General features: G+C 61.4%; 22 protein-coding genes. 4 read left to right on the plus strand and 18 right to left on the minus strand.

What is annotated here, in order from left to right:
- Nucleotides 1-120: 120 nt before the first annotated feature.
- A complete protein-coding gene (locus tag F2P44_RS35055) occupies nt 121-468 on the minus strand; it encodes a hypothetical protein (RefSeq protein WP_223165007.1) in 348 nt (115 codons plus the stop codon).
- On the opposite strand from F2P44_RS35055, the gene F2P44_RS07045 reads away from it, so the two are divergent.
- The gene (locus F2P44_RS07045; RefSeq protein ID WP_223165008.1) at nt 467-994 is read left to right on the plus strand and encodes a CPBP family intramembrane glutamic endopeptidase; all 528 of its coding nucleotides are present in this window, start codon (nt 467-469) and stop codon (nt 992-994) included. The genes F2P44_RS35055 and F2P44_RS07045 overlap by 2 nt on opposite strands.
- A 50-nt stretch (nt 995-1,044) precedes the next feature.
- Here F2P44_RS07045 and F2P44_RS07050 read toward each other — a convergent pair whose 3' ends face one another.
- From F2P44_RS07050 to F2P44_RS07095, 10 genes are all read right to left on the minus strand, one after another.
- The gene (locus tag F2P44_RS07050) at nt 1,045-2,094 is read right to left on the minus strand and encodes a zinc-binding dehydrogenase (RefSeq protein WP_187363266.1); all 1,050 of its coding nucleotides are present in this window, start codon (nt 2,092-2,094) and stop codon (nt 1,045-1,047) included.
- Nucleotides 2,095-2,282: 188 nt separating this feature from the next.
- A complete protein-coding gene (locus F2P44_RS07055; protein ID WP_167086002.1) occupies nt 2,283-3,263 on the minus strand; it encodes an MORN repeat-containing protein in 981 nt (326 codons plus the stop codon).
- Nucleotides 3,264-3,388: 125 nt separating this feature from the next.
- Nucleotides 3,389-4,057, minus strand: coding sequence for a hypothetical protein (locus F2P44_RS07060; RefSeq protein WP_167086003.1), 669 nt, complete (start codon nt 4,055-4,057; stop codon nt 3,389-3,391).
- A 31-nt stretch (nt 4,058-4,088) separates the two neighbouring features.
- Nucleotides 4,089-4,643, minus strand: coding sequence for a GNAT family N-acetyltransferase (locus F2P44_RS07065; protein WP_167086004.1), 555 nt, complete (start codon nt 4,641-4,643; stop codon nt 4,089-4,091).
- A gap of 3 nt (nt 4,644-4,646) precedes the next feature.
- Nucleotides 4,647-5,774: an acyl-CoA dehydrogenase family protein gene (locus tag F2P44_RS07070; RefSeq protein WP_167086005.1), complete on the minus strand. Its 1,128-nt coding sequence runs from the start codon at nt 5,772-5,774 to the stop codon at nt 4,647-4,649.
- A gap of 19 nt (nt 5,775-5,793) precedes the next feature.
- Entirely contained in the window at nt 5,794-6,462 is a 669-nt protein-coding gene (locus F2P44_RS07075) for an SDR family oxidoreductase (RefSeq protein ID WP_167086006.1), read from the minus strand.
- 92 nt (nt 6,463-6,554) lie between these two features.
- Nucleotides 6,555-7,754, minus strand: coding sequence for an acetyl-CoA C-acyltransferase (locus F2P44_RS07080; protein ID WP_167086007.1), 1,200 nt, complete (start codon nt 7,752-7,754; stop codon nt 6,555-6,557).
- The gene (aceK, locus tag F2P44_RS07085) at nt 7,747-9,573 is read right to left on the minus strand and encodes a bifunctional isocitrate dehydrogenase kinase/phosphatase (protein ID WP_167086008.1); all 1,827 of its coding nucleotides are present in this window, start codon (nt 9,571-9,573) and stop codon (nt 7,747-7,749) included. The genes F2P44_RS07080 and aceK overlap by 8 nt, the downstream gene beginning before the upstream one ends.
- 209 nt (nt 9,574-9,782) lie before the next feature.
- On the minus strand, nt 9,783-10,967 hold the full coding sequence (locus F2P44_RS07090; protein ID WP_167086009.1) for an isovaleryl-CoA dehydrogenase: 1,185 nt from the start codon (nt 10,965-10,967) through the stop codon (nt 9,783-9,785).
- A gap of 93 nt (nt 10,968-11,060) precedes the next feature.
- The gene (locus F2P44_RS07095) at nt 11,061-11,459 is read right to left on the minus strand and encodes a MerR family transcriptional regulator (RefSeq protein WP_054265287.1); all 399 of its coding nucleotides are present in this window, start codon (nt 11,457-11,459) and stop codon (nt 11,061-11,063) included.
- A 480-nt stretch (nt 11,460-11,939) separates the two neighbouring features.
- On the opposite strand from F2P44_RS07095, the gene F2P44_RS07100 reads away from it, so the two are divergent.
- A complete protein-coding gene (locus F2P44_RS07100) occupies nt 11,940-12,347 on the plus strand; it encodes a hypothetical protein (RefSeq protein WP_054265286.1) in 408 nt (135 codons plus the stop codon).
- A 335-nt stretch (nt 12,348-12,682) separates the two neighbouring features.
- Complete coding sequence (locus tag F2P44_RS07105; protein WP_167086010.1) at nt 12,683-12,853, plus strand: hypothetical protein; 171 nt, start codon at nt 12,683-12,685, stop codon at nt 12,851-12,853.
- A 55-nt stretch (nt 12,854-12,908) separates the two neighbouring features.
- Here F2P44_RS07105 and F2P44_RS07110 read toward each other — a convergent pair whose 3' ends face one another.
- From F2P44_RS07110 to F2P44_RS07125, 4 genes are all read right to left on the minus strand, one after another.
- Nucleotides 12,909-13,517, minus strand: a complete 609-nt coding sequence (locus F2P44_RS07110) for a UbiX family flavin prenyltransferase (RefSeq protein ID WP_167086011.1) — start codon at nt 13,515-13,517, stop codon at nt 12,909-12,911.
- Nucleotides 13,510-13,821, minus strand: a complete 312-nt coding sequence (gene grxD / locus F2P44_RS07115) for a Grx4 family monothiol glutaredoxin (RefSeq protein WP_099873017.1) — start codon at nt 13,819-13,821, stop codon at nt 13,510-13,512. Before grxD ends, F2P44_RS07110 begins: the two co-directional genes overlap by 8 nt.
- A 136-nt stretch (nt 13,822-13,957) precedes the next feature.
- Nucleotides 13,958-14,416 carry a GNAT family N-acetyltransferase gene (locus F2P44_RS07120; RefSeq protein WP_167086012.1) on the minus strand — a complete coding sequence of 153 codons (459 nt, stop codon included), beginning with the start codon at nt 14,414-14,416 and terminating at the stop codon, nt 13,958-13,960.
- A 7-nt stretch (nt 14,417-14,423) separates the two neighbouring features.
- A complete protein-coding gene (locus F2P44_RS07125; protein WP_167086013.1) occupies nt 14,424-16,775 on the minus strand; it encodes a Tex family protein in 2,352 nt (783 codons plus the stop codon).
- A 163-nt stretch (nt 16,776-16,938) separates the two neighbouring features.
- Between F2P44_RS07125 and F2P44_RS07130 the strand changes: the two genes are divergently transcribed.
- Entirely contained in the window at nt 16,939-17,943 is a 1,005-nt protein-coding gene (locus F2P44_RS07130) for a serine hydrolase domain-containing protein (RefSeq protein ID WP_167086014.1), read from the plus strand.
- 169 nt (nt 17,944-18,112) lie between these two features.
- Here F2P44_RS07130 and F2P44_RS07135 read toward each other — a convergent pair whose 3' ends face one another.
- The 3 genes from F2P44_RS07135 to F2P44_RS07145 all read right to left on the minus strand — a co-directional run bounded on the left by F2P44_RS07135 (nt 18,113) and on the right by F2P44_RS07145 (nt 19,767).
- Entirely contained in the window at nt 18,113-18,538 is a 426-nt protein-coding gene (locus F2P44_RS07135; protein ID WP_167086015.1) for a Na+/H+ antiporter NhaC family protein, read from the minus strand.
- Nucleotides 18,539-18,644: 106 nt separating this feature from the next.
- Nucleotides 18,645-19,115: a hypothetical protein gene (locus tag F2P44_RS07140; RefSeq protein ID WP_167086016.1), complete on the minus strand. Its 471-nt coding sequence runs from the start codon at nt 19,113-19,115 to the stop codon at nt 18,645-18,647.
- A 64-nt stretch (nt 19,116-19,179) separates the two neighbouring features.
- Nucleotides 19,180-19,767 (minus strand): hypothetical protein, encoded by a 588-nt coding sequence (locus F2P44_RS07145; protein ID WP_167086017.1) that lies wholly within the window; start codon nt 19,765-19,767, stop codon nt 19,180-19,182.
- Nucleotides 19,768-19,803: the final 36 nt, after the last annotated feature.

A 19,803-nucleotide genomic window follows, 5' to 3' on the forward strand; every position in this document is an offset into this window, starting at 1 on the left:
GAGTGTGTTACTGTCGGCGAGTCACCTGACAAGCAATTGTGCTCGCTCGCTGTCAACCGGAACCTGCGTGCCTTTGCAGGACGATGCATCGCGGGCCAAAAATCGACTGGAGGGGAATCGTCACCGGGTGACACCGACCATGCCAGGTCGGAGCAAGTGCCTCAACCCGAGCGTTTCCAGTCCCATGAATGCACCAGAACGAGAAAAACGCATCCGGCCGCGTTCTTTTTTCTCGTCATCGCCATCAGCGCGCCGATGTGGATACTCGGCAGCTTTCTGGATGAGAGTCCGCTGCCGGATAACATTCCCTTGACCGATATAGGCGCGACGCTGAGCCCTGCTATTGCCGCGTGCATATTGATTTACGTTGAGAACGGCAGGCGGCGCTTGCTGGCATTCGTTCGGCGCCTGTTGGACTACCGCCGCATTAAAAAAAAGGGGGGCGCTGCTTCTGAGTCTGCTCCTCATGCCGACTCTTTATGTCATCACCTATGCAGCGCTGCGCATCGCCGGCGTTCCGGTGTCGACGCATCTCGCGCTGTCAGCTTCCCTGCTGATCGCGTTTGTCATGTTTTCGACAGGTGCGGCAATGGCGGAAATTGCTTACTCGGCCTACGCCACGGATGCATTGCAAAAGCGCTTTTCGCCCCTTGCTACGGCACTGCTGATTGGTGTGCCATGGGCGCTATGGCATCTGCCGTCCATGATGAAGATGGGTCAATCGCCGCAACTTATCGTCTGGGGACTGCTGGGAACGATTGCATTCCGGGTGATCACTGTGTGGCTCTACAATCATGCCGGTTGTTCCTTGTTCGCGGTGATACTCGCGCACGCGGTCGGCACCACGGCGCGTTCCGCCTTTCCTGGTGGGCGTCATGGCTATGAAGTGGCGGACGGTTCGATCAGTTACGCGGTCATTATTATTGCGGCCCTGTGCGTGGCGTTTTTTTCGAGAAGTGCACGCCACGTCAGGCCTGCTTCCATTTCCCGGTGACGGTGCTTTATCGGGGAATGGTATGGGCTCGTGACGTACTGTCGCGGGAATTACGGCGTAATCGCCACCTTCAGGACGCCATCGTGCTGATGCATGAACAGGTCGTAGGCGAGCTCGATCTGGTCGAGCTTGAAGCGGTGCGTGACCATCGGCTGCAAATCCACCCGGCCTGAAGCGACCACGTTCATTAAGCGGCGCATCCGTTCCTTGCCACCCGGGCATAGGGTGGTGATGATCCTGTGGTCGCCCACTCCAGCCGCAAAGGCATCGAGCGGCAAGCTCGGCTTTCCGGAGTAGACACCGAGGCTGGAGAGCGTGCCGCCCGGCTTGAGCGCACGCAGGCAACTTTCGAACGTTTGCTGCGTGCCGAGCGCTTCAATGGCCACATCCACGCCGCGTCCCCCGGTCAGGCGCATGATCTCGGTCAGCGGATCGGTTTTGGTGTAATCGATGGCGACATCGGCGCCGAGTTTTCTGGCCGTCTCAAGCCGCGCCGCCACCCCATCGACCGCGATGATCAGGCTGGCGCCCCGGAGCTTCGCACCGGCTGTCGCACACAGGCCGATAGGGCCCTGGGCAAAAACCACCACGGTGTCGCCGATCTTGATGTCGCCGCTCTCGGCGCCGCCGAAACCGGTACTCATGATGTCAGGGCACATCAGTACTTGCTCATCCGTCAGCCCATCCGGAATGGGTTCCAGATTGGACATCACATGGGGTACCAGCAGATACTCGGCCTGGCAACCATCGATCGTGTTGCCGAATCGCCATCCGCCGGCAGCCTTGCCGCCGCACTGGGCCTGGTGGCCATCGAGACAAGGGTGGCATTGCCCACACGGCGTGATCGCGCCCACAACGACGCGTTGACCCAGCGCGTATCCGGTTACCCCGGCACCAAATTCGGCAATCACGCCGACCGGCTCGTGGCCGATGGTGCGTCCGGCTTCCACCGGAAACTCCCCCTTCAGGAAGTGGACATCGGTGCCGCAAATCGTGGTGGTGGTGGTGATCCTGATCACCGCTTCGCCCGGTCCCGCAGTCGGAATCGGCTTGTCTTCAAGCGCTATCTGACCGGGGCGGATAAAAACTGCTGCTTTCATGGTGCGCACAGGTGGCCCTTCAAGCAATTGTTACTTGGATGGTGTCGTCCCGGGAATGGAACGAGACATCAAACCGCAGCGCGGGAGAATAAGCGCTGGGAAGACTATAAAGGTGTGGTTCGAGTGCGTCGGTACCCAGCATCCGTGGCAGCTTGCCTGTACCGGTAGTTCAGCAGGCCCGGGATCGGTCACAGTAAGGTGCTCGTGAACTTGATAGCATAAGGGAATGGCATGGCACAGGGCTTGCCCGAGCAGCGCGCGGCTTGATACTTTTCCTTCATGGCGACATAGGCCGCCAGTTTCGTCATATACGGGTTAGGCGACAGATACACATCCACCGATTGGGCATTGCCTTCGCTGTCCACCATGACCACCATGGTCAGCACGCCTTCAGCCGGATCCCTGGCGTTGAGTTCCTGGATGGTGCGAAAGATGCCCCCGGTGCCGCGCAAGGGGTACGGCGGCTCGTCGCTATCGTCGAGCATGCGGTACCAGCTCCGCACCAGGCGCCGCTGTTGCTCGCTCAACTGCGCATACGAGGCGTTGAATGGGACCACGGAACCCTCGACCATCCTGCGCGGGATATTGGTGCCGATATGAGGGACTTCTTCTTTGAGGCTGTGTTTTCGGGGTGATTCGAGCGACGCTGGCGGCGCGGGCGAGCCGGCTGGGCGGCCGTCGATAAATTCGCCCTCGACACGGCGCCCGCTCGCATACAGCGCCACCCCGTGGCCGTGAAAATCGTCATCCTTCCATTCGCCGTCATAGCGGCCGCCCAGGGTATAGACCATCGATCCATTGCCGTCGCGCTTGAAGTGCTTCCATTCACCGTTGTAGCGGGCGCCAAACTGGTCGACTGACACGCCCTTGCCGTGCGCCAGGCCATTGCGAAACTCGCCGCTGTATTCCGTGCCTGATGAAAGGGTGATGTAGCCTCTGCCATTGGGCATGCCCCGCTCCACCATGCCCTCGTACAGCATGCTCACCTCGCCATCCTTGCGTGCCTCGACGATGCCCTTGCCGTGTGCATAGCCGTCCTTGCAGGGACCCTGCCACCGGATCTTGATGTTGTCGACTGGTGGGTAGCCGAGCTTGCATGTTTCGGCCCCGCCGGCAACCACGGGAAGTACCAGGGCGAGCATCAGGATGTGGCGGAGCAGCGAGGGCATGTCGGGCTCTTTCATCAGATCGAGGGGAGCAGCTACCCCGGATGATGAGTTTGAGCGATTTACCGACAAATGGTTCCGCACAGTGCCAACGAGATTGTCCGGCTGGCGCCGGCATCAATCCGTCGTTACCAGCTGCGGCTAAAGACCATGGTGTACGGGAATGCCATCGCGCAGGGTTTGCCCGAGCAGCGTGCCGGTTTGTATTTCTCTTTCATGGCGACAAAGCCAGCCATTTCCGACAGTTTGGCGTCCGGCGTCACGTACACATTGACCGATTGGGCCTTGCCCTCGCTGTCGACCATGACCACCATGCTCAACAGGCCGAAGGCGGGGTCGCGCGCATTGATCTTCTGGATCGCGCCAAGCACGTTGCCGTTGCCGAGCAGCGGGTACGGCGGTTCGTCCGCCGGATCGAGCAAGGGATACCAGCCGCGCACGATGGCCCGTTCCTGCTCGCTCAGCTGTTCGTACGAGGCCTTGAACGGCACCTTGCCTCCTGTGACCACCTTGTGCGGAATGTGCGTGCCCAGGCGCGGCCCTTCCGACTTGAGATCGTGTTCCCTGGACGGCTCGGGCGGCGCCTTGGCCGCTGCGCTCACCTTGCCCGATTCGTCGTCGACCGGCTGGCTGGCCACCACCGCGCCGACCCGGCGCCCGCTCGAGTACAGCGCCACGCCATTGCCGTTCGGCCGGTCGTTCTTCCATTCGCCGTCATAGCTTCCGTCCAGGGTGTACACGATCGCGCCCTTGCCTTCGCGCTTGCCGGCTTTCCATTCGGCATGTGGCGCTTTCATGGCAAGCAGTGGGTGTGAACCACCAAGCGTATCAGAGCGCGTGCATCTTGCGTGACATAAAAGTGTAGGCCAGCGCCTCGCCGTCGATGCGGAACATGTCGGCGATTTCGCCGGTCTGCACGAAACCGCAGCGCGCGTACAGCTGGCGCGCCGGCACGTTCACCGACAACACTTCCAGGTCGATCCAGTCGAGTCCCGCCTCGGCGCCGGCCCAGGTGGCCGCCACGTCGATCAGACGGGCCCCCAGGCCCTGTTTGCGGGCGTCGCGGTGCACGCCCATGCCGAGCAGCGCGCGGTGCGTGGAGGCGCCTTCAGGCCGCGCACGCAGGTCGATGTGGCCGGCGATGCCGCCCTGCGCATCGAGCGCCAGCCACAGGCGCCGCCAGCCGGGCTGCCCGAGGGCGGTCGTGGTGGCGTTGCGAAAGGCACTTTCGCGCTCGGGTCCGAAGCGCGAGGCGGCGCGCGCCATCGGCATGAACAGCGCCGTGGCGCCGCTGCCGTTGTCACGCAGGTGATCGTTCAGGTAGGCGAAGAAGGCGTCCAGGTCCTCGCTGGCCGCCACCCGGATGATCGTATCGCCCACCATGCCTTACAGCGCCCGCGCGATCAGGATTTTCTGGATGTCGCTGGTGCCTTCGTAGATCTGGCACACGCGCACGTCGCGGTAGATTCGTTCGACCGGGAAGTCGCTCACGTAGCCGTAGCCACCGTGCACCTGGATCGCATCCGAGCAAACCCGTTCCGCCATTTCGGAGGCGAACAGCTTGGCCATCGCGGCTTCCTTCAGGCACGGCAGGCCGGCATCCTTCATCGATGCGGCGTGGCGGATCAGCTGGCGCGCGGCCTCGATCTGGGTGGCCATCTCGGACAGCTTGAACTGCACCGACTGGTGCTCGAAAATCGGTTTGCCGAAGCTTTCGCGCTCGCGCGCATACACCAGCGCCGCCTCGAACGCGGCGCGCGCCATGCCGACCGCCTGCGACGCGATGCCGATGCGCCCGCCCTCAAGGCCCGACAGGGCGATCTTGTAGCCCTGGCCTTCTTCGCCAATCAGGTTGGCGGCCGGGATGCGGCAGTTCTCGAACAGGATCTGCGCGGTGTCCGACGAGTGCTGGCCCATCTTCTGTTCCAGGCCGGCCACGATGTAGCCCGGCGTCGCCGTCGGCACCCAGAACGCGCTGATGCCTTTCTTGCCGGCCGCCTTGTCGGTGACCGCCATGACGATCGCCACGTCGGCGTATTTGCCGCTGGTGATGAACTGCTTGGTGCCGTTCAAAACGTAGTCGTCGCCGTCGCGCGTGGCGGTGGTGCGCAGCGCCGAGGCGTCGCTGCCGGTATGCGGCTCGGTCAGCGCGAACGCGCCCAGCATCTTGCCTTGCGCGAGGGGGCGCAGCCACTGCACTTTTTGGGCGTCGTTCGCATACATCATGGCGATGCTGCACACCGGGCAGTTGTTGACCGAAATGATAGTCGAGGTGCCGCCGTCGCCGGCCGCGATTTCTTCCAGCACCAGCGCCAGCGAGACATAATCGAGGCCGGCGCCGCCCAGTTCTTCGGGCACCGCCACGCCGAAGGCGCCCAGTGCGGCCAGTTCCTTCAGTTCGTCCTTGGGAAAGTAGTGCTCCTTGTCCCAGCGCGCGGCGTTGGGCGCAAGGCGCTCCTGCGAAAAGGTGCGCAGGGCGTCGCGGATCATCTGGTGTTCTTCGGTCAGTATCATAGGTTTCGCTAAGTTGGGCTTACCAGGAAATTGGCGTGCCGTCGTAATTGAGGAAGGCGCCGTTGGCGGCCGCGCTCAGGCTGGCCAGGGTGGCGCGCAGGCCGGCCGCGCTTTGTTCGACCGTGATGTCGGCGCTGGCGCCGCCCATCTCGGTCTGGACCCAGCCGGGGTGAAACGCCACGCAGGTCGCGCCCTTGGGGCCGAAGCGGATGCTGGTGTCGACCAGCACCGAGTTCAGGGCCGCTTTGCTGGCGCGGTACAGGGTGCCGGACGCGCTGCTGCGCGCGTCCATCGATGCCATGCGCGAGGAGATCACGGCCAGCTTGCCGCGTGCCTCGGCCACCATCGGCGCGATCACGGGCAGCAGGCGCAGCGCCGCCAGCACGTTAGTGTGCATGACCGCGTCGAAGTCGGCCTGGGTGGGAAAACCATCGTGGCGCGGACCGTACACGCCGGCGTTGAGGAACGCGGCGTCGAGCAGTTCGCCGTCCAGGTTCCAGCCCAAGGCGGCGATGGAGTCGGCGCTGGTGACGTCGAGCTGGTACGGATGTACGCCCATGGCGCCAAGGGCCGTGCAATCTTCGCTTTTGCGGGCGGTGGCGATCACGCGCCAGCCGTCGGCCAGGTACTGGCGCACCAGTTCGCGGCCGATGCCGCGCGAGGCGCCGATGATGAGTGCTGTTGGCATTGAGTTTCTTGGTTGGGATTCGGGTAAACGCAAGCTTGCCGTTAATCTCCTATCCGTCGTTCCTGCGCAGGCGGGAACGACGGAGCTAATGACTACATCATCTCGAACGCCATCGCGGTCGCTTCGCCGCCGCCGATGCACAGCGAGGCCACGCCGCGCTTGCCGCCGGTTTTCTTCAGGGCGCCCAGCAGGGTGACGATGATGCGCGCGCCGGATGCGCCGATCGGGTGGCCCAGCGCACAGGCGCCGCCGTGGATGTTAACCTTGTCGTGCGGGATGTCGAGTTCGTGCATTGCCGCCATCGGCACCGCTGCGAAGGCTTCGTTGATCTCGTACAGGTCCACTTCCGATGGCTTCCAGCCGGTCTTGGCGAACAGCTTTTGCAGCGCGCCGATGGGGGCCGTGGTGAACAGGTTCGGTTCCTGCGCAAACGTGGAATGGCCGACGATGCGGGCGATCGGGGTCAGGCCCAGTTCACGCGCTTTCGATTCGCGCATCAGCACCAGTGCGGCGGCGCCGTCGTTGATCGACGACGACGAGGCGGCGGTAATCGTGCCATCCTTTTTGAAGGCGGGCTTCAATGCCGGGATTTTATCCAGCTTGGCCTTGGCCGGGCCTTCATCCTTGTCGATCACGGAATCGCCGGCGCGGGTGGTGACGGTGACGGGCGCGATTTCCCACTTGAAGTAGCCTTCGTTGTTGGCTTCCTGCGCGCGCTTGACCGAGGCGATCGCAAACGCATCCTGCGCTTCGCGGGTGAACGCATACTTGGCCACGCATTCTTCGGCAAAGGTGCCCATGGAACGGCCTTCGCCGGTCTTCTCGTTGCGCGAGTAGGCGTCTTCCAGGCCGTCGTACATCATGTGGTCGAGCATCTGTCCGTGGCCGATACGGTAGCCGCCGCGCGCTTTCGGAATCAGGTAAGGCGCGTTGGTCATCGATTCCATGCCGCCGGCGACGACGATGTCGGCGCTGCCCGCGAGCAGGGAGTCATGCGCGAAAATGGCCGCCTGCATGGCCGAGCCGCACATCTTGGACAGGGTCACCGCGCCGGCGGACAGCGGCAAGCCGCCCTTGATGGCCGCCTGGCGCGCCGGAGCCTGGCCCTGGCCTGCCATCAGGCAGTTGCCGAAGTAGACGTGTTCGACCAGCTTGGCATCGACGCCGGAACGCTCGACCGCCGCGGCGATTGCCACGGCGCCCAGGTCGCTGGCGGACTTGGAAGAAAAATCGCCCTGGAACGCGCCCATGGGTGTGCGGGCGGCGCCGACGATAACGACTGGATCATTCATTGTGTAAGTTCTCCAAATAAGATGGGGTATAAACCGCCGGGTTATCGGCGGACGACTGGTTGCAGAACCGGATCTGCTGCGGATACGGGAACACGTCTTCGATGTGGCCGTCCATGATGCGCTGCTTGCGCGACTGCCAGAAATCCCTGGTCAGCAAATCGGCGTGGTGCTTCATGAAATACAGGCGAATTTTCGCGTTGCCCAGCAAAAATGCGCCGAACTGCTCGGGGAAAACGTCGTGCTTGCCGATCGAATACCACGGCTCGGCCGACATTTCATCTTCTTCATTGCGCGGTTCCGGGATATTGCGGAAATTGCAGTCGGTGATGTATTCGATTTCGTCGTAATCGTAGAACACGACGCGGCCGTGGCGGGTGACGCCGAAGTTTTTGTACAGCATGTCGCCGGGGAAGATATTCGCCGCCACCAGTTCCTTGATGGCATTGCCGTATTCGAGCACGCCGTGTTCGATCAACTCATCGTTGCCGGCCACTTCCGCCTTGTTCAGGAAAATGTTGAGCGGCACCATGCGCCGTTCGATGTACAGGTGGCGGATGATGATGCGGTCGCCTTCGTACTCGACCAGCGACGGTGCGTGATGCATCAGTTCGGCGATCAGTTCTTCCGAGAAGCGTTCCAGCGGGAACGCCACGTTCGAATATTCCAGGGTATCGGCCATGCGGCCCACGCGGTCGTGGTTCTTGACCAGCAGGTATTTTTCCTTGATCTGGGCGCGCGTGGTTTCCTTGGGCGCCGGGAAGAAATCCTTGATGACCTTGAATACGTAGGGGAACGAGGGCAGCGCGAACACCAGCATCACCAGACCCTTGATGCCGGGTGCGATTTCGAAGCGGTCGGCGGTGTGTTTCAGGTGTTGCAGGTAGTCGCGGTAGAACAGTGTCTTGCCCTGCTTTTGCAGGCCGAGGATGGTGTAGATCTCGCTTCTCGGTTTGCGCGGGAGCAGGCTGCGCAGGAACTGCACGTAGGCCGACGGCACTTCCATGTCCACCAGGAAGTAGGCGCGCGTGAACGAAAACAGGATGGTGATCTGTTCGTGGTCGAACAGCACCGTGTCGAGGATCAATTCGCCATGGCGGTTGTGCAGGATCGGCACGATGAACGGGTATTCGCGATTGCCGTTGATGCCCTTGCCGACGATGTAGGCGCCCTTGTTGCGGAAAAACAGGCTCGACAGCACCTGGATCTGGTGGTTCGGTTCCAGCGCTTCGCTGCCGAAGATCTGCTTGAGGCGGCCTTCGACCAGTGCGATGTCGCGGTCGAGGTTGGCGAACTTGCAGTTGAGCTGGAAATTGGTGACGATGCGCTTGAGTGCAAAGCGCAAGCCATCCTTGGCCGGGTAGTACACGCGGTAGGTCGGCAGCAGCTCGTCGGTTTCGATGTATTCGGTGGACACCACCGGGCGCACGAAGATGAAATCGTTGTGGAAATAGGTGCGGTGCAGAATGTTGCAGCAGACCGAGTTGAAAAAGGTTTCCGCCAGCTCGGGCTGCTTGTGGCCGGACAGCATGCCGATGTAGTGCAGCTTGAGTTCGCGCCAGACTTCGTCGGTCAGTTCGCCGTTGTCGTATTCATCTTCGAGTGCTTGCACGCATTCCTGCACGCGCTGGTCGTAGAAACCGATGCGCTCGCGCGCCGCCTGCTGGGCCACGGCCCAGGAACCGGTTTCGAAATGGCGCTTGGCGACCTGGCTGGTCTGGCGGAACAGGCGGTAGTGCTTGTCGAAACCGTCGAGGATGGTGCGGGCGATGTCGAAAGCAATCTGCGAAGACAGCAGCTTGGGGAACGCAACTTGTGTCATCTGGCTTCTCGATCAGTCTTTTGTGGGAAGACTATTCTATATGGTCGCGTCGTTATAGCTGTGCCCGTACCATTACCCGTCGTTCCTGCCATTGGCAGAAACGACTTCCCGGCCTAGGCGGCCGCCTTGGCGGGAACCCAAGTCTCTTTGCTTAGCCATCGCCTACGGAACAAACTTGGGTTCCCGCCTGCGCGGGAACGACGGTAGGCTTACTTCGTCTCGGCAAACAACTCCCGCCCGATCAGCATGCGGCGGATTTCGCTGGTGCCTGCGCCGATTTCGTAGAGCTTCGCATCGCGCCACAGACGTCCGACCGGATACTCGTTGATATAACCATTCCCGCCCAGGGTCTGGATCGCTTCGCCCGCCATCCAGGTGGCTTTCTCGGCGCTGTACAGGATCGTGCCGGCGGCATCCTTGCGCAGGTTGCGGATCGCTTCCGGCGTCTTGGCGCGGTCGCATGCCTGGCCCACGGCGTACACATACGCCTTGCACGCCATCATGGTCGAGTACATATCGGCCAGTTTGCCCTGCATGAGCTGGAATTCGCCGATCGGCTGGCCGAACTGCTTGCGGTCGTGCACATACGGCACCACCGCATCCATGCAGGCCGCCATGATGCCCAGCGGTCCGCCCGAGAGCACGGTGCGCTCGAAATCGAGGCCCGACATCAGTACATTGACGCCCTTGCCCAGGCCGCCCAGCACGTTTTCGGCCGGCACTTCGCAATCCTGGAACACCAGTTCGCCCGTGTGCGAGCCGCGCATGCCCAGCTTGTCGAGCTTTTGCGCGATCGAGAAACCCTTGTAGCCTTTTTCGATGATGAAGGCCGTCATGCCGCGCGGGCCGGCTTCCAGGTCGTTCTTGGCGTACACCACCAGCACGTCGGCGTCGGGGCCATTGGTGATCCACATCTTGGTGCCGTTGAGCACCCAGCGGTCGCCCTTGAAGTCGGCGCGCAGTTTCATGCTGACCACATCCGATCCTGCATTCGGCTCCGACATGGCCAGGGCGCCAATGTACTCGCCGGAAATGAGCTTGGGCAGGTACTTCATCTTCTGTTCTTCGGTGCCGTTGCGCTTGATCTGGTTGACGCACAGATTCGAGTGGGCGCCGTACGACAGGCCGACCGAGGCCGACGCGCGCGAGATTTCTTCCATCGCCACGATGTGGGCCAGGTAGCCCATCTGGGCGCCGCCGTACTGCTCGTCGACAGTGATGCCGAGCACGCCCAGGTCGCCCATCTTGCGCCACAAGTCCATCGGGAACTGGTCGCTGCGGTCGATTTCCGCCGCGCGGGGAGCGATCTCTACCGTGGCGAATTGTTGAACTGCTTCGCGCAGCGCGGCGATGTCTTCGCCATGGTCAAAGGTCAAGCCTGGAAGATGCAGCATGGTGTCGTCCTCGCGGGGTCGGAATGGGAAGACTTCATCATACGCATGTTTGACGTTAACGTAAACGTCAAGCAGTGCCGCTTTTTTGCGGCCTCAGGCGTTGGCGGTGGTTTCGGCCAGCATGCGGCGGCACTCTTCTTCATGGGCGGCAATTTCGGCCAGGGCCATGTCGATATCCTCGCGCTGGCGCTCCAGCGTTTCGCGCTGGTGGGCCAGCACGCCGAGGAAGCGGTTCATCTGGGCCGCGGTATCCTTGGGCGACTCGTACATGTCGACGATGCTCTTGATTTCCGACAGCGTCAGGCCGAGGCGCTTGCCGCGCAGGGTCAGCTTGAGATGGGTGCGGTCGCGCGCCGTGTAGACCCGGTTGCGTCCGCCCACGCCTTCGCGGCTGGGGCGCAGCAAGCCCTGGTCTTCGTAGAAGCGGATGGCGCGCGCGGTAATGTCGAATTCGCGCGCCAGTTCGGCGATGGTATAGGTACGTAGGGACATCAATGGCTCATCAACTAATAAGAAGCGGCGGTGGGAGGAGACGGCGCGGAAATCGCCTGCGGTAACTTCCGTTTACGTCAACGTCAACCTATTGTAGCGTGCCTGCCGCCATCCTGACCGCGAAAAATACCGTCCCCGCCTTGCCAGCGGTAGCCCTGCCGATGGTCCGTAGCCGCGTTTTGCGCCGGATTGCTATACCGGGCTCATGGGCATGCGTCTGATCCAGCACAAACCGCGTCATCGTGCGCGGGGGAGGCTGCGCAGGCGCGATCTACACTGGTTTTCTCGACCAGGTGACTGTTCCCGCCGACCGGAAGGCGAAAATCATTGTTCATGAATCAATGTTTCCCCACGCCCGCCGACGCATCCCGGACCCATGCAATGCCTGCCTAATTGTTACATCCGGAAGGCAACTTGTCACAATTGGTCTCAACCGTGAAGAGACTGACTTTCATGCCGTTGCGTGAAATAGTGCCACCCATGAATTCATCCAACGAACGGGAAAGCTTTAGTGAACGCCTGCAGCAGGCACTAAAGAACGCCCATTACTCACCCGACAGTCCCACACGCTTGGCGCGGGAATTTAACATTCGCTTCGATGGACGGCCGATTACGGTCCACGCTGCCCGCAAATGGCTGGTGGGAGAGGCGATTCCCACGCAAGAGAAGCTGCGCATGATCGCGCAATGGCTGGGCGTGCCGGCGGAATGGTTGCGCTTTGGCGGCGACGAAAGTGCAGCCGCCAACGGCGACGGCGCGGCCGGTTTATCGCGTTTTGAATCGGCCGACGTGAAATTAATCGCCGATTTACAGCGCCTGGACGAGCATCATCGACAAATTGCGCGCGAATTCATTCGCATGCTGGTACGCATTAATTACCAAAAGTAGCTATTTAGCGCCTATATCGGCAATTCTAGCGTTGATATATATCTATTTCCTGTCATGCCGAAACGCCCGCTTTCGGGCGGATGGCGGACCACGGGCGCCTTGCGCGCCGCGTTGCCCCTCCACCTCACCCCTGGCCTCTACAAACTCGACGGATCTTTATGATTTGTCATGATAGCGCCATAAAATCCATGCACAATGGTCAGAGCACGGGTAAAGTTTCCTGGTGGAATGCATATATATTGTGCCGCACAAAACCGGAATAGTGGCTCATAATCGCAGCAGCACTTGCAGTCTTGTCATCCCGTTATGTACCAAGCCGAGGATTCAGCCGCCTTATGAAAAGTAACTACAGCAACACCGCGCAACTCAAGGACCTGATGACCGTTCCCCCGATGACTGCGGCGCAGCATGCGGAAGTGATGCGCAAGCGCATCCAGCATCGCCGCATGGTCGAGGAAGCCAAGGAATTGAAAAAGGCCGACAGCTGGCAGTTCGACAAGCGCTGAGCACTTCCCGCGCCAGGCAGCGCCGGCGCCAGGCTGGCGTGGCTGCCTGCACGCCTCAGGTGTCCGCTTGCGCGTCCGAAGCGGCTTTCATGCCCGCCCAGCGCGGCGCCAGCGTGTGCACCACGCCGAACAGGTCCATGACCCGTCCCACCGTATGATCGACCATGGCGTCGATGCTGTCCGGCTTGTGATAAAAGCTCGGCAGCGGTGGAAAGATCACTCCCCCCATTTCCGTTACCGCCGTCATATTGCGCAGGTGCGCCAGGTTGAACGGGGTTTCGCGCACCATCAGCACCAGCCGGCGGCGCTCCTTGAGCACCACATCGGCGGCGCGCGCGATCAGGTTGTCGGACAGGCCCAGGGCCACGGCGGCCAGGGTTTTCATCGAGCAGGGGGCGATCACCATGCCGTCGGACTGGAACGAGCCGCTGGCGATCGAGGCGCCCACATCGCGGTTCTTGTGCACCACATGGGCCAGCGCCTCGACCTCGCGGCGCTGCATGCCCAATTCCTGGTGCAGGGTCAGGACGGCGGCGTCGGAGACGATCAGGTGGGTTTCGATGCCTTGTGCGGCAGCCAGTTGCTGGAGCAGGCGCACGCCGTACACGGCGCCGGTGGCGCCGGTGATGGCGACAACCAGGCGCCGCGCAGGAGCATCAGGCATCGAGCAGGGCTTTGAGTTCGCCGGACTCGAACATTTCATTCATGATATCGGAACCGCCGATGAATTCGCCCTTGACATAGAGCTGGGGAATGGTCGGCCAGTTCGAGAAGTCCTTGATGCCCTGGCGCACTTCCGGATCTTCCAGCACGTTGACGGTGGCGATGTTCTCGACGCCGCAGGCTTTCAGGATCTGGATGGCACGGCCGGAAAAGCCGCATTGCGGGAACTGCGCGGTTCCCTTCATGAACAGCACCACGGGGGTGGCGGTTACGGTTTCTTTGATCCAGGTTTTTACGTCGCTCATGGCTTGCCTCGGTGGGAAATAGGTTAGATACCGCCATTTTATAAGAAAACGGCGGGGGGCGGACGTTTGGGGACCGGCGGCGTTCGATGTAGGTGGCGGCTAGTTACTTTGGCGTAGGAAGTGAAAAAGAAGGCGGCTAGTCCGCTTTCAGCAATTTGCCCAGGCAAACCGCATCATCGCGCCCCACGTATTTACCGTAATTGGGAATCGTGGCGTAACCGTGTTTTTCATAGAAACCCAGCGCGCGCGTATTGACCTTGCGCGTTTCCAGCCACAGCTGGCGGTAGCCGAACCCCTGCGCCGCCTGCTCCAGGTGCGCCAGCAAGGCCGCGCCAACACCGCTGGCACCGGGGCGCGCGAACATGCGCTTGACCTCGCCCACGTCGCCATCGAGCGGGCGCAGTGCCGCGCAGCCGAGCAGCTGTCCGGCCGCGCCGCGCGCCACCACGAACAGCGAGCGCGCCACCCGGGCATCGTCGGCCGAGAACGAGGCCTTGCCGCTGTCGCCCGTGATGGCCGCCAGCGCCGCCGACAGTTCCTCGACCAGGATGCGGGCATCAAGGCTGTCCGGATCGCAGGCGGCGATGGCGATCATGGATGGCTTACCCGCGCAGCTTGGCGAAGGCCGCCGCCATGCTGCCGCCGGCCGGCGCCGGCGCGCGGTCCTGCTTCTGCTGGTGCTGCGCCAGGCGCTTGCCGTCGGTGCGGTCGCCGCGCTGCTCGGGTTTGGAGCCGGCTTGCGGCGCGCTGTCGGTCAGGCGCATGGTCAGCGCGATGCGCTTGCGCTTCTCGTCCACTTCCATCACCTTCACGCGCACCACCTGGCCAGCCTTGACCACCGTGTGCGGGTCCTTCACGAAGGTGTTCGACAGCGCCGAGATATGCACCAGTCCATCCTGGTGCACGCCGATGTCGACAAACGCGCCAAAGGCGGCCACGTTGGTCACCACGCCCTCCAAAATCATGTCCGGGCGCAGGTCGCGGATCTCTTCCACGCCTTCCTTGAAGGTGGCGGTGGTGAACTCGGGGCGCGGGTCGCGGCCCGGCTTTTCCAGCTCCTTGAGGATGTCGGTAATGGTCGGCACGCCGAATTTTTCATCCGCGTACTTGGCCGGGTTGAGCGTCTTGAGGAGCGAGGCGTCGCCGATGACGGCCTTCATCTCCTTCTTGATATCGGCCAGGATTTTTTCCACCAGCGGATACGATTCCGGGTGCACCGCCGAGGCGTCGAGCGGATTGGCGCCGCCCATCACGCGCAGGAAGCCGGCCGCCTGCTCGAAGGTCTTGTCGCCCAGGCGCGGCACCGCTTTCAGGTCCGCGCGCGAGGTGAAGGCGCCTTTCAGGTCGCGGTAGGTCACGATGGCCTGCGCCACGCTGGAGGACAGGCCGGATACGCGCGCCAGCAGCGGCGCCGAGGCGGTGTTGACGTCCACTCCGACCGCGTTCACGCAATCTTCGACAACGGCGTCGAGCGAGCGCGCCAACTGGGTCTGGCTGACGTCGTGCTGGTACTGGCCCACGCCGATCGACTTGGGATCGATCTTCACCAGTTCGGCCAGCGGGTCTTGCAGGCGGCGTGCGATCGACACCGCGCCGCGCAGCGACACGTCCATGTCGGGCAGTTCGCGCGAGGCGAATTCGGATGCCGAGTAGACCGAGGCGCCGGCTTCCGAGACGACGATCTTGGTCAGCTTGAGTTCCGCGCGCTGCTTGATCAGGTCTTGCGCCAGCTTGTCGGTTTCACGCGAGGCGGTGCCGTTGCCGATCGAGATCAGCGACACATTGTGTTTCGCGGCCAGCGCGCCGAGCACGTGCAGCGAGCCGTCCCAGTCGTTGCGCGGCTGGTGCGGATAGATGACGGCGGTGTCGACCACCTTGCCGGTGGGGTCGACCACGGCTACCTTGACGCCGGTGCGCAGCCCAGGGTCCAGGCCCATGGTGGCGCGCGGGCCGGCCGGTGCGGCCAGCAGCAGCGCTTTCAGGTTCAGTGCGAAGACGTTGATGGCATCGAGTTCGGCGCGTTCGCGCAGGGCGCCCATCAGCTCCGTTTCGAGGTGCATGAAGCTCTTCACGCGCCAGGTCCAGCGGGCCGTGTCGGCCAGCCATTTGTCGGCCGGGCGGCCCAGGTTCTTGATGCCGAAGCGCGCGGCGATGCGGCCTTCGCACGGGTTGTGCGGCGCGTCCCATTTCGGCTTTTCGGCTTCGGTGTCGAGGCGCAGGATCACGTCCAGCATGCCTTCGCGGCGCCCGCGCAAGAGGGCCAGCGCACGGTGCGAGGGTACGGTGGAAATGGTTTCGGAGTAGTCGAAGTAATCGGCGAATTTTTCGCCTTCATCCTGCTTGCCCTCGACGACTTTCGATTCGACGATGCCGTGTTCGCGCACGTATTCGCGCAGCGATTGCAGCAAGGTCGCGTCTTCGGCGAAGCGCTCCATCAGGATCTGGCGCGCGCCGTCCAGCGCGGCCTTGGTGTCCACTACGCCGGGGTTGTTGCCGTCGTCGCTGGTGAAGGCCTCGCGCAGGTAGTTGGCGGCTTCTTCTTCCGGCGCGATGCTCGGGTCGCCCAGCAGCTTGTCGGCCAGGGGCGCCAGGCCCGCTTCGATCGCGATCTGCGCCTTGGTGCGGCGCTTTTGCTTGTAGGGCAGGTAAAGGTCTTCCAGCCGGGTCTTGTCTTCGGCGTGGGTGACGGCGTCGAGCAGGGCCGGCGTCATCTTGTTCTGTTCGGTGATCGACGAGATGATCGCGGCGCGCCGGTCTTCCAGCTCGCGCAGGTAGCGCAGGCGTTCTTCCAGCAGGCGCAACTGGATATCGTCCAGCCCGCCGGTCGCTTCCTTGCGGTAGCGCGCGATGAAGGGAACGGTGGCACCCTCATCCAGCAGGGCAATGGCGGCGGCAACCTGGACAGGTTTGGCGGCAAGTTCTATGGCGAGGCGTTGTTCGATAGTTGGGAGCATGGGTGAACATCCTGGTGAGTCAAGCACGGAATGATACGCAATCGCGGCGAATGCGCCAGTCTTGACAGTGCTCGAACGGTGTGCAGGGCGGCCGCTGGTTTGGCCGGTTGATACTGCGCAGTGTACATTGCCTCTCTCGTCATGTTTGTCAGCTTAAATAACGATGGAAAAATTGCGTCAGTATTTTCTTGAACTTCAATCGACATTACCGGCCGATGGGCCGGGTTTCAGTGCCCTTGTGCTGCAGGAAAATGCGGTGGTATGCGAGCTGCATCACGGGTTGGCTTCCTTGGAACTGGCGGTGCCGCTGTCGGGAAAGTCGGCCTATTATCTGGCGTCGGAATCGAAGCAGTTTACGGCGGCCTGCGTGCTGGCGCTGGTGCGCGCCGGGCGGATCGGGCTCGATGACGATGTGTGCCTGCATCTGCCGGAACTGGCGCGGATGGAACAGGCGTTTCCTTTACGCTCGCTGCTCAATCACACCAGCGGCATTCCCGATTATTTTCAGTTTTTGGAGTGCCAGTTGGGCCGGAACGAGGCCGATTATTTTAACAATGCGCTGATCCTGAAACTGATTGCCTGTGTCGATACGGTCGTTTTTCCCACCGGGACGGCGTACGGTTACAGCAACAGCAATTACATCCTGCTTGCGACCTTGATTGAACGCTTGAGTGGCTTGTCCACGGCGCGTTTTGCGCGGGAGACCTTATTCGAGCCATTGGGTATCGAGCGCATGGGTTTTGATGATGACCGCAGCAATGTGATTGCGCATCGCGTGTTCAGTTACGAGGCGGATGCGGCGCGGCCGCGCGGTTTCAAGCAGCATCTCGGCAATGCGAACACGGTGGGCGACGGCGGCGTGTATGCCAGCACCGATGAACTGGTGCTGTGGGAGCGCGAATGGCATCGCCAGTGGGCTGATCGCGGGAGTATTTTGCATGCGATGCTGCAGCCATCGCCGATGGCGGATGGAACGGTGCTGCCGTATCGTTTCGGGCTGGAGCTCATCGAGCGCAACGGCACCGATGTGGTTTTTCACAGCGGCGGCTTGTGGGGTTTCGATACGCTGCTGATGCGGGTGCCGGCGCTGCGGTTGTCAGTGATTTGTCTGGCCAACTGCGACAGCGCGGAACCGGACATGGAGCGCATGCTGGCGGCGCTGGCGTGAGGTTCCGAACTTGCCGACGGATCGTTTTTTTCGACGCGCGATGTGCGGCCGGTGACGGAGAGAATGCCGGGTTGTCCGGAACCGGCTAAACCGTGGATCAGCCAGTCCGGGATGGAATGCAAGCGAACGATGTCAAACGTCGGCATCGTCTGCGCTATTCCGGCTGGCCCTATACGCTATTGGCTCCCTCGCCGGACTCGCTGGTATCGCGGCGCCTGGCCTCCCACCATGCAGGCAGTTGTGGATTCAGATATTTCCATCCTGCTCCGTGGTAGGACGGCTGCCTCATATGAATACCAACAAGTACGACTGCGCAAATGATCGATAGCGCCGATGCAGGATACCAACCTGGCGACTGCCAGACAATGGTCGTACCTGCCACAATCAAGAAAAATGCGGCCCAGATCAGCTCAAGCTTGCGAGGGAGACGAAACACATTGCAAAAAGCGAAAAAATGCCCAACGACGAGCGCGATTGGCAAACCTAGTCCAGTGTCAATTCGCATACCCACAACCGAACCACAGATGCCAAGGATAATGACGATGACATCCGTGAATGAAATTCGGAAACCCGGCTTAAATAGATGGTTTTTCATTTTTTAGCATAGGGATGCGAGTCTCCGACCGCAAACGCCAGCGCAGCCCAATCGCGGATTTTCTGTCCACCCGCTGTCAACGTATTGGCACTAGGTGCAAGTCAAATCAATGACGAGAAAGTACCGTGAAATCGAAGCTTCGGAATAAAATTTCTACCCACATATCCCTGTCAAATTCAATGAAATGGCGGAAAATTCCGGCTTCGAGCATGCAGAATTCATGAACAAGCAGGTCCGCGGGCTGAAGGGGCCATTGGCTGGGCTGTAAAGACGAGTTCATGCCCAGCACATCGGTGTACACCAGATTGATGACTGATTCATGGGATGAGTGCAGCAGCTTTAGTTTGACCGTCGATGGCCCTTGCTCAGTGCCCACGTACTCTTTTTCCACGTTCAGCGACTCCAGCCACGAATCGTGGAGGGTAACATCAGAGTTGAGCGCATAGCGGTCCGGATCCATGGAAAACGAGGCAAGCGCGGGCGGCATGTCCTGCTGGATGGTGCCCAGATAGGCGAAATATCTATCGAAGCATGTCGCGCCGTCGTGGCGTTGATAAATATATTTGAACTGGTTCATAGGTGTCACCCTTTGCAAAAATCGGGATGGGGCTCAAGGCCAAATGCTGTTGAAGCACTCGTCTCTATGGATCGGAACTGCCGCCATTCGGCGCTGCCTGACCAGTCGTCGCCATGTCCGAGCGGTCGACTCTGAATTGCGTTTCATCTTTCAACATGAAAACCGTGATGTCCAAGGCTTTGCCGTTGCGGTCTTGTACGCTATACCGGTAAGTGAAAAATTGGTGGAAGCTGCTCTTGTAGTGGGCTTCTGGAGCGGATGCGTCGACGATGGCGCGAAGCTCTTGCTTCAACTCGGGTTTCAAATACCAGATATGTTCTTTATCAGGATTTTTTAACATGGCATTGACCGCGTTCAGGGCATCACGGTGGCCTTTGGCCACCCGTTGTCGTCTGTCTTCGTCACAATAAGCAAGGAGCGCCGCGACGCAAATGACGAAGATGCACAGGGAGCCGAACTTGCGTTGATAGCACAGAGCAATTGCACGGATGAGAAGGGTGATCGCGCTTCCCGCAGCCAGCAGCACCCCGATCTGGGGCACTGGAATAATCCCTAACACTGCGGAATAGCCGCCAGACCACGCGACGTTCATGTCGATGATGAGGAAGCCGGCGATGAACACAGCCGGACTCATCGCCCCCGGCTGTTTCATTTGACGTATGAATAGATCAACTATTCTCACCGGTCA

Source organism: Massilia frigida, from assembly GCF_011682175.1.
Taxonomy (GTDB): domain Bacteria; phylum Pseudomonadota; class Gammaproteobacteria; order Burkholderiales; family Burkholderiaceae_D; genus Telluria_A; species Telluria_A frigida.

Bases quoted from the DNA above. Each gene is read 5' to 3' on its own strand.
- F2P44_RS07045 (WP_223165008.1), top strand. From the start codon at position 467: ATGCCGACTCTTTATGTCATCACCTATGCAGCGCTGCGCATCGCCGGC.
- F2P44_RS35055 (WP_223165007.1), bottom strand. From the start codon at position 468: ATGAGGAGCAGACTCAGAAGCAGCGCCCCCCTTTTTTTTAATGCGGCG.
- F2P44_RS07050 (WP_187363266.1), bottom strand. From the start codon at position 2,094: ATGAAAGCAGCAGTTTTTATCCGCCCCGGTCAGATAGCGCTTGAAGAC.
- F2P44_RS07055 (WP_167086002.1), bottom strand. From the start codon at position 3,263: ATGCCCTCGCTGCTCCGCCACATCCTGATGCTCGCCCTGGTACTTCCC.
- F2P44_RS07060 (WP_167086003.1), bottom strand. From the start codon at position 4,057: ATGAAAGCGCCACATGCCGAATGGAAAGCCGGCAAGCGCGAAGGCAAG.
- F2P44_RS07065 (WP_167086004.1), bottom strand. From the start codon at position 4,643: ATGGTGGGCGATACGATCATCCGGGTGGCGGCCAGCGAGGACCTGGAC.
- F2P44_RS07070 (WP_167086005.1), bottom strand. From the start codon at position 5,774: ATGATACTGACCGAAGAACACCAGATGATCCGCGACGCCCTGCGCACC.
- F2P44_RS07075 (WP_167086006.1), bottom strand. From the start codon at position 6,462: ATGCCAACAGCACTCATCATCGGCGCCTCGCGCGGCATCGGCCGCGAA.
- F2P44_RS07080 (WP_167086007.1), bottom strand. From the start codon at position 7,754: ATGAATGATCCAGTCGTTATCGTCGGCGCCGCCCGCACACCCATGGGC.
- aceK (WP_167086008.1), bottom strand. From the start codon at position 9,573: ATGACACAAGTTGCGTTCCCCAAGCTGCTGTCTTCGCAGATTGCTTTC.
- F2P44_RS07090 (WP_167086009.1), bottom strand. From the start codon at position 10,967: ATGCTGCATCTTCCAGGCTTGACCTTTGACCATGGCGAAGACATCGCC.
- F2P44_RS07095 (WP_054265287.1), bottom strand. From the start codon at position 11,459: ATGTCCCTACGTACCTATACCATCGCCGAACTGGCGCGCGAATTCGAC.
- F2P44_RS07100 (WP_054265286.1), top strand. From the start codon at position 11,940: ATGAATTCATCCAACGAACGGGAAAGCTTTAGTGAACGCCTGCAGCAG.
- F2P44_RS07105 (WP_167086010.1), top strand. From the start codon at position 12,683: ATGAAAAGTAACTACAGCAACACCGCGCAACTCAAGGACCTGATGACC.
- F2P44_RS07110 (WP_167086011.1), bottom strand. From the start codon at position 13,517: ATGCCTGATGCTCCTGCGCGGCGCCTGGTTGTCGCCATCACCGGCGCC.
- grxD (WP_099873017.1), bottom strand. From the start codon at position 13,821: ATGAGCGACGTAAAAACCTGGATCAAAGAAACCGTAACCGCCACCCCC.
- F2P44_RS07120 (WP_167086012.1), bottom strand. From the start codon at position 14,416: ATGATCGCCATCGCCGCCTGCGATCCGGACAGCCTTGATGCCCGCATC.
- F2P44_RS07125 (WP_167086013.1), bottom strand. From the start codon at position 16,775: ATGCTCCCAACTATCGAACAACGCCTCGCCATAGAACTTGCCGCCAAA.
- F2P44_RS07130 (WP_167086014.1), top strand. From the start codon at position 16,939: ATGGAAAAATTGCGTCAGTATTTTCTTGAACTTCAATCGACATTACCG.
- F2P44_RS07135 (WP_167086015.1), bottom strand. From the start codon at position 18,538: ATGAAAAACCATCTATTTAAGCCGGGTTTCCGAATTTCATTCACGGAT.
- F2P44_RS07140 (WP_167086016.1), bottom strand. From the start codon at position 19,115: ATGAACCAGTTCAAATATATTTATCAACGCCACGACGGCGCGACATGC.
- F2P44_RS07145 (WP_167086017.1), bottom strand. From the start codon at position 19,767: ATGAAACAGCCGGGGGCGATGAGTCCGGCTGTGTTCATCGCCGGCTTC.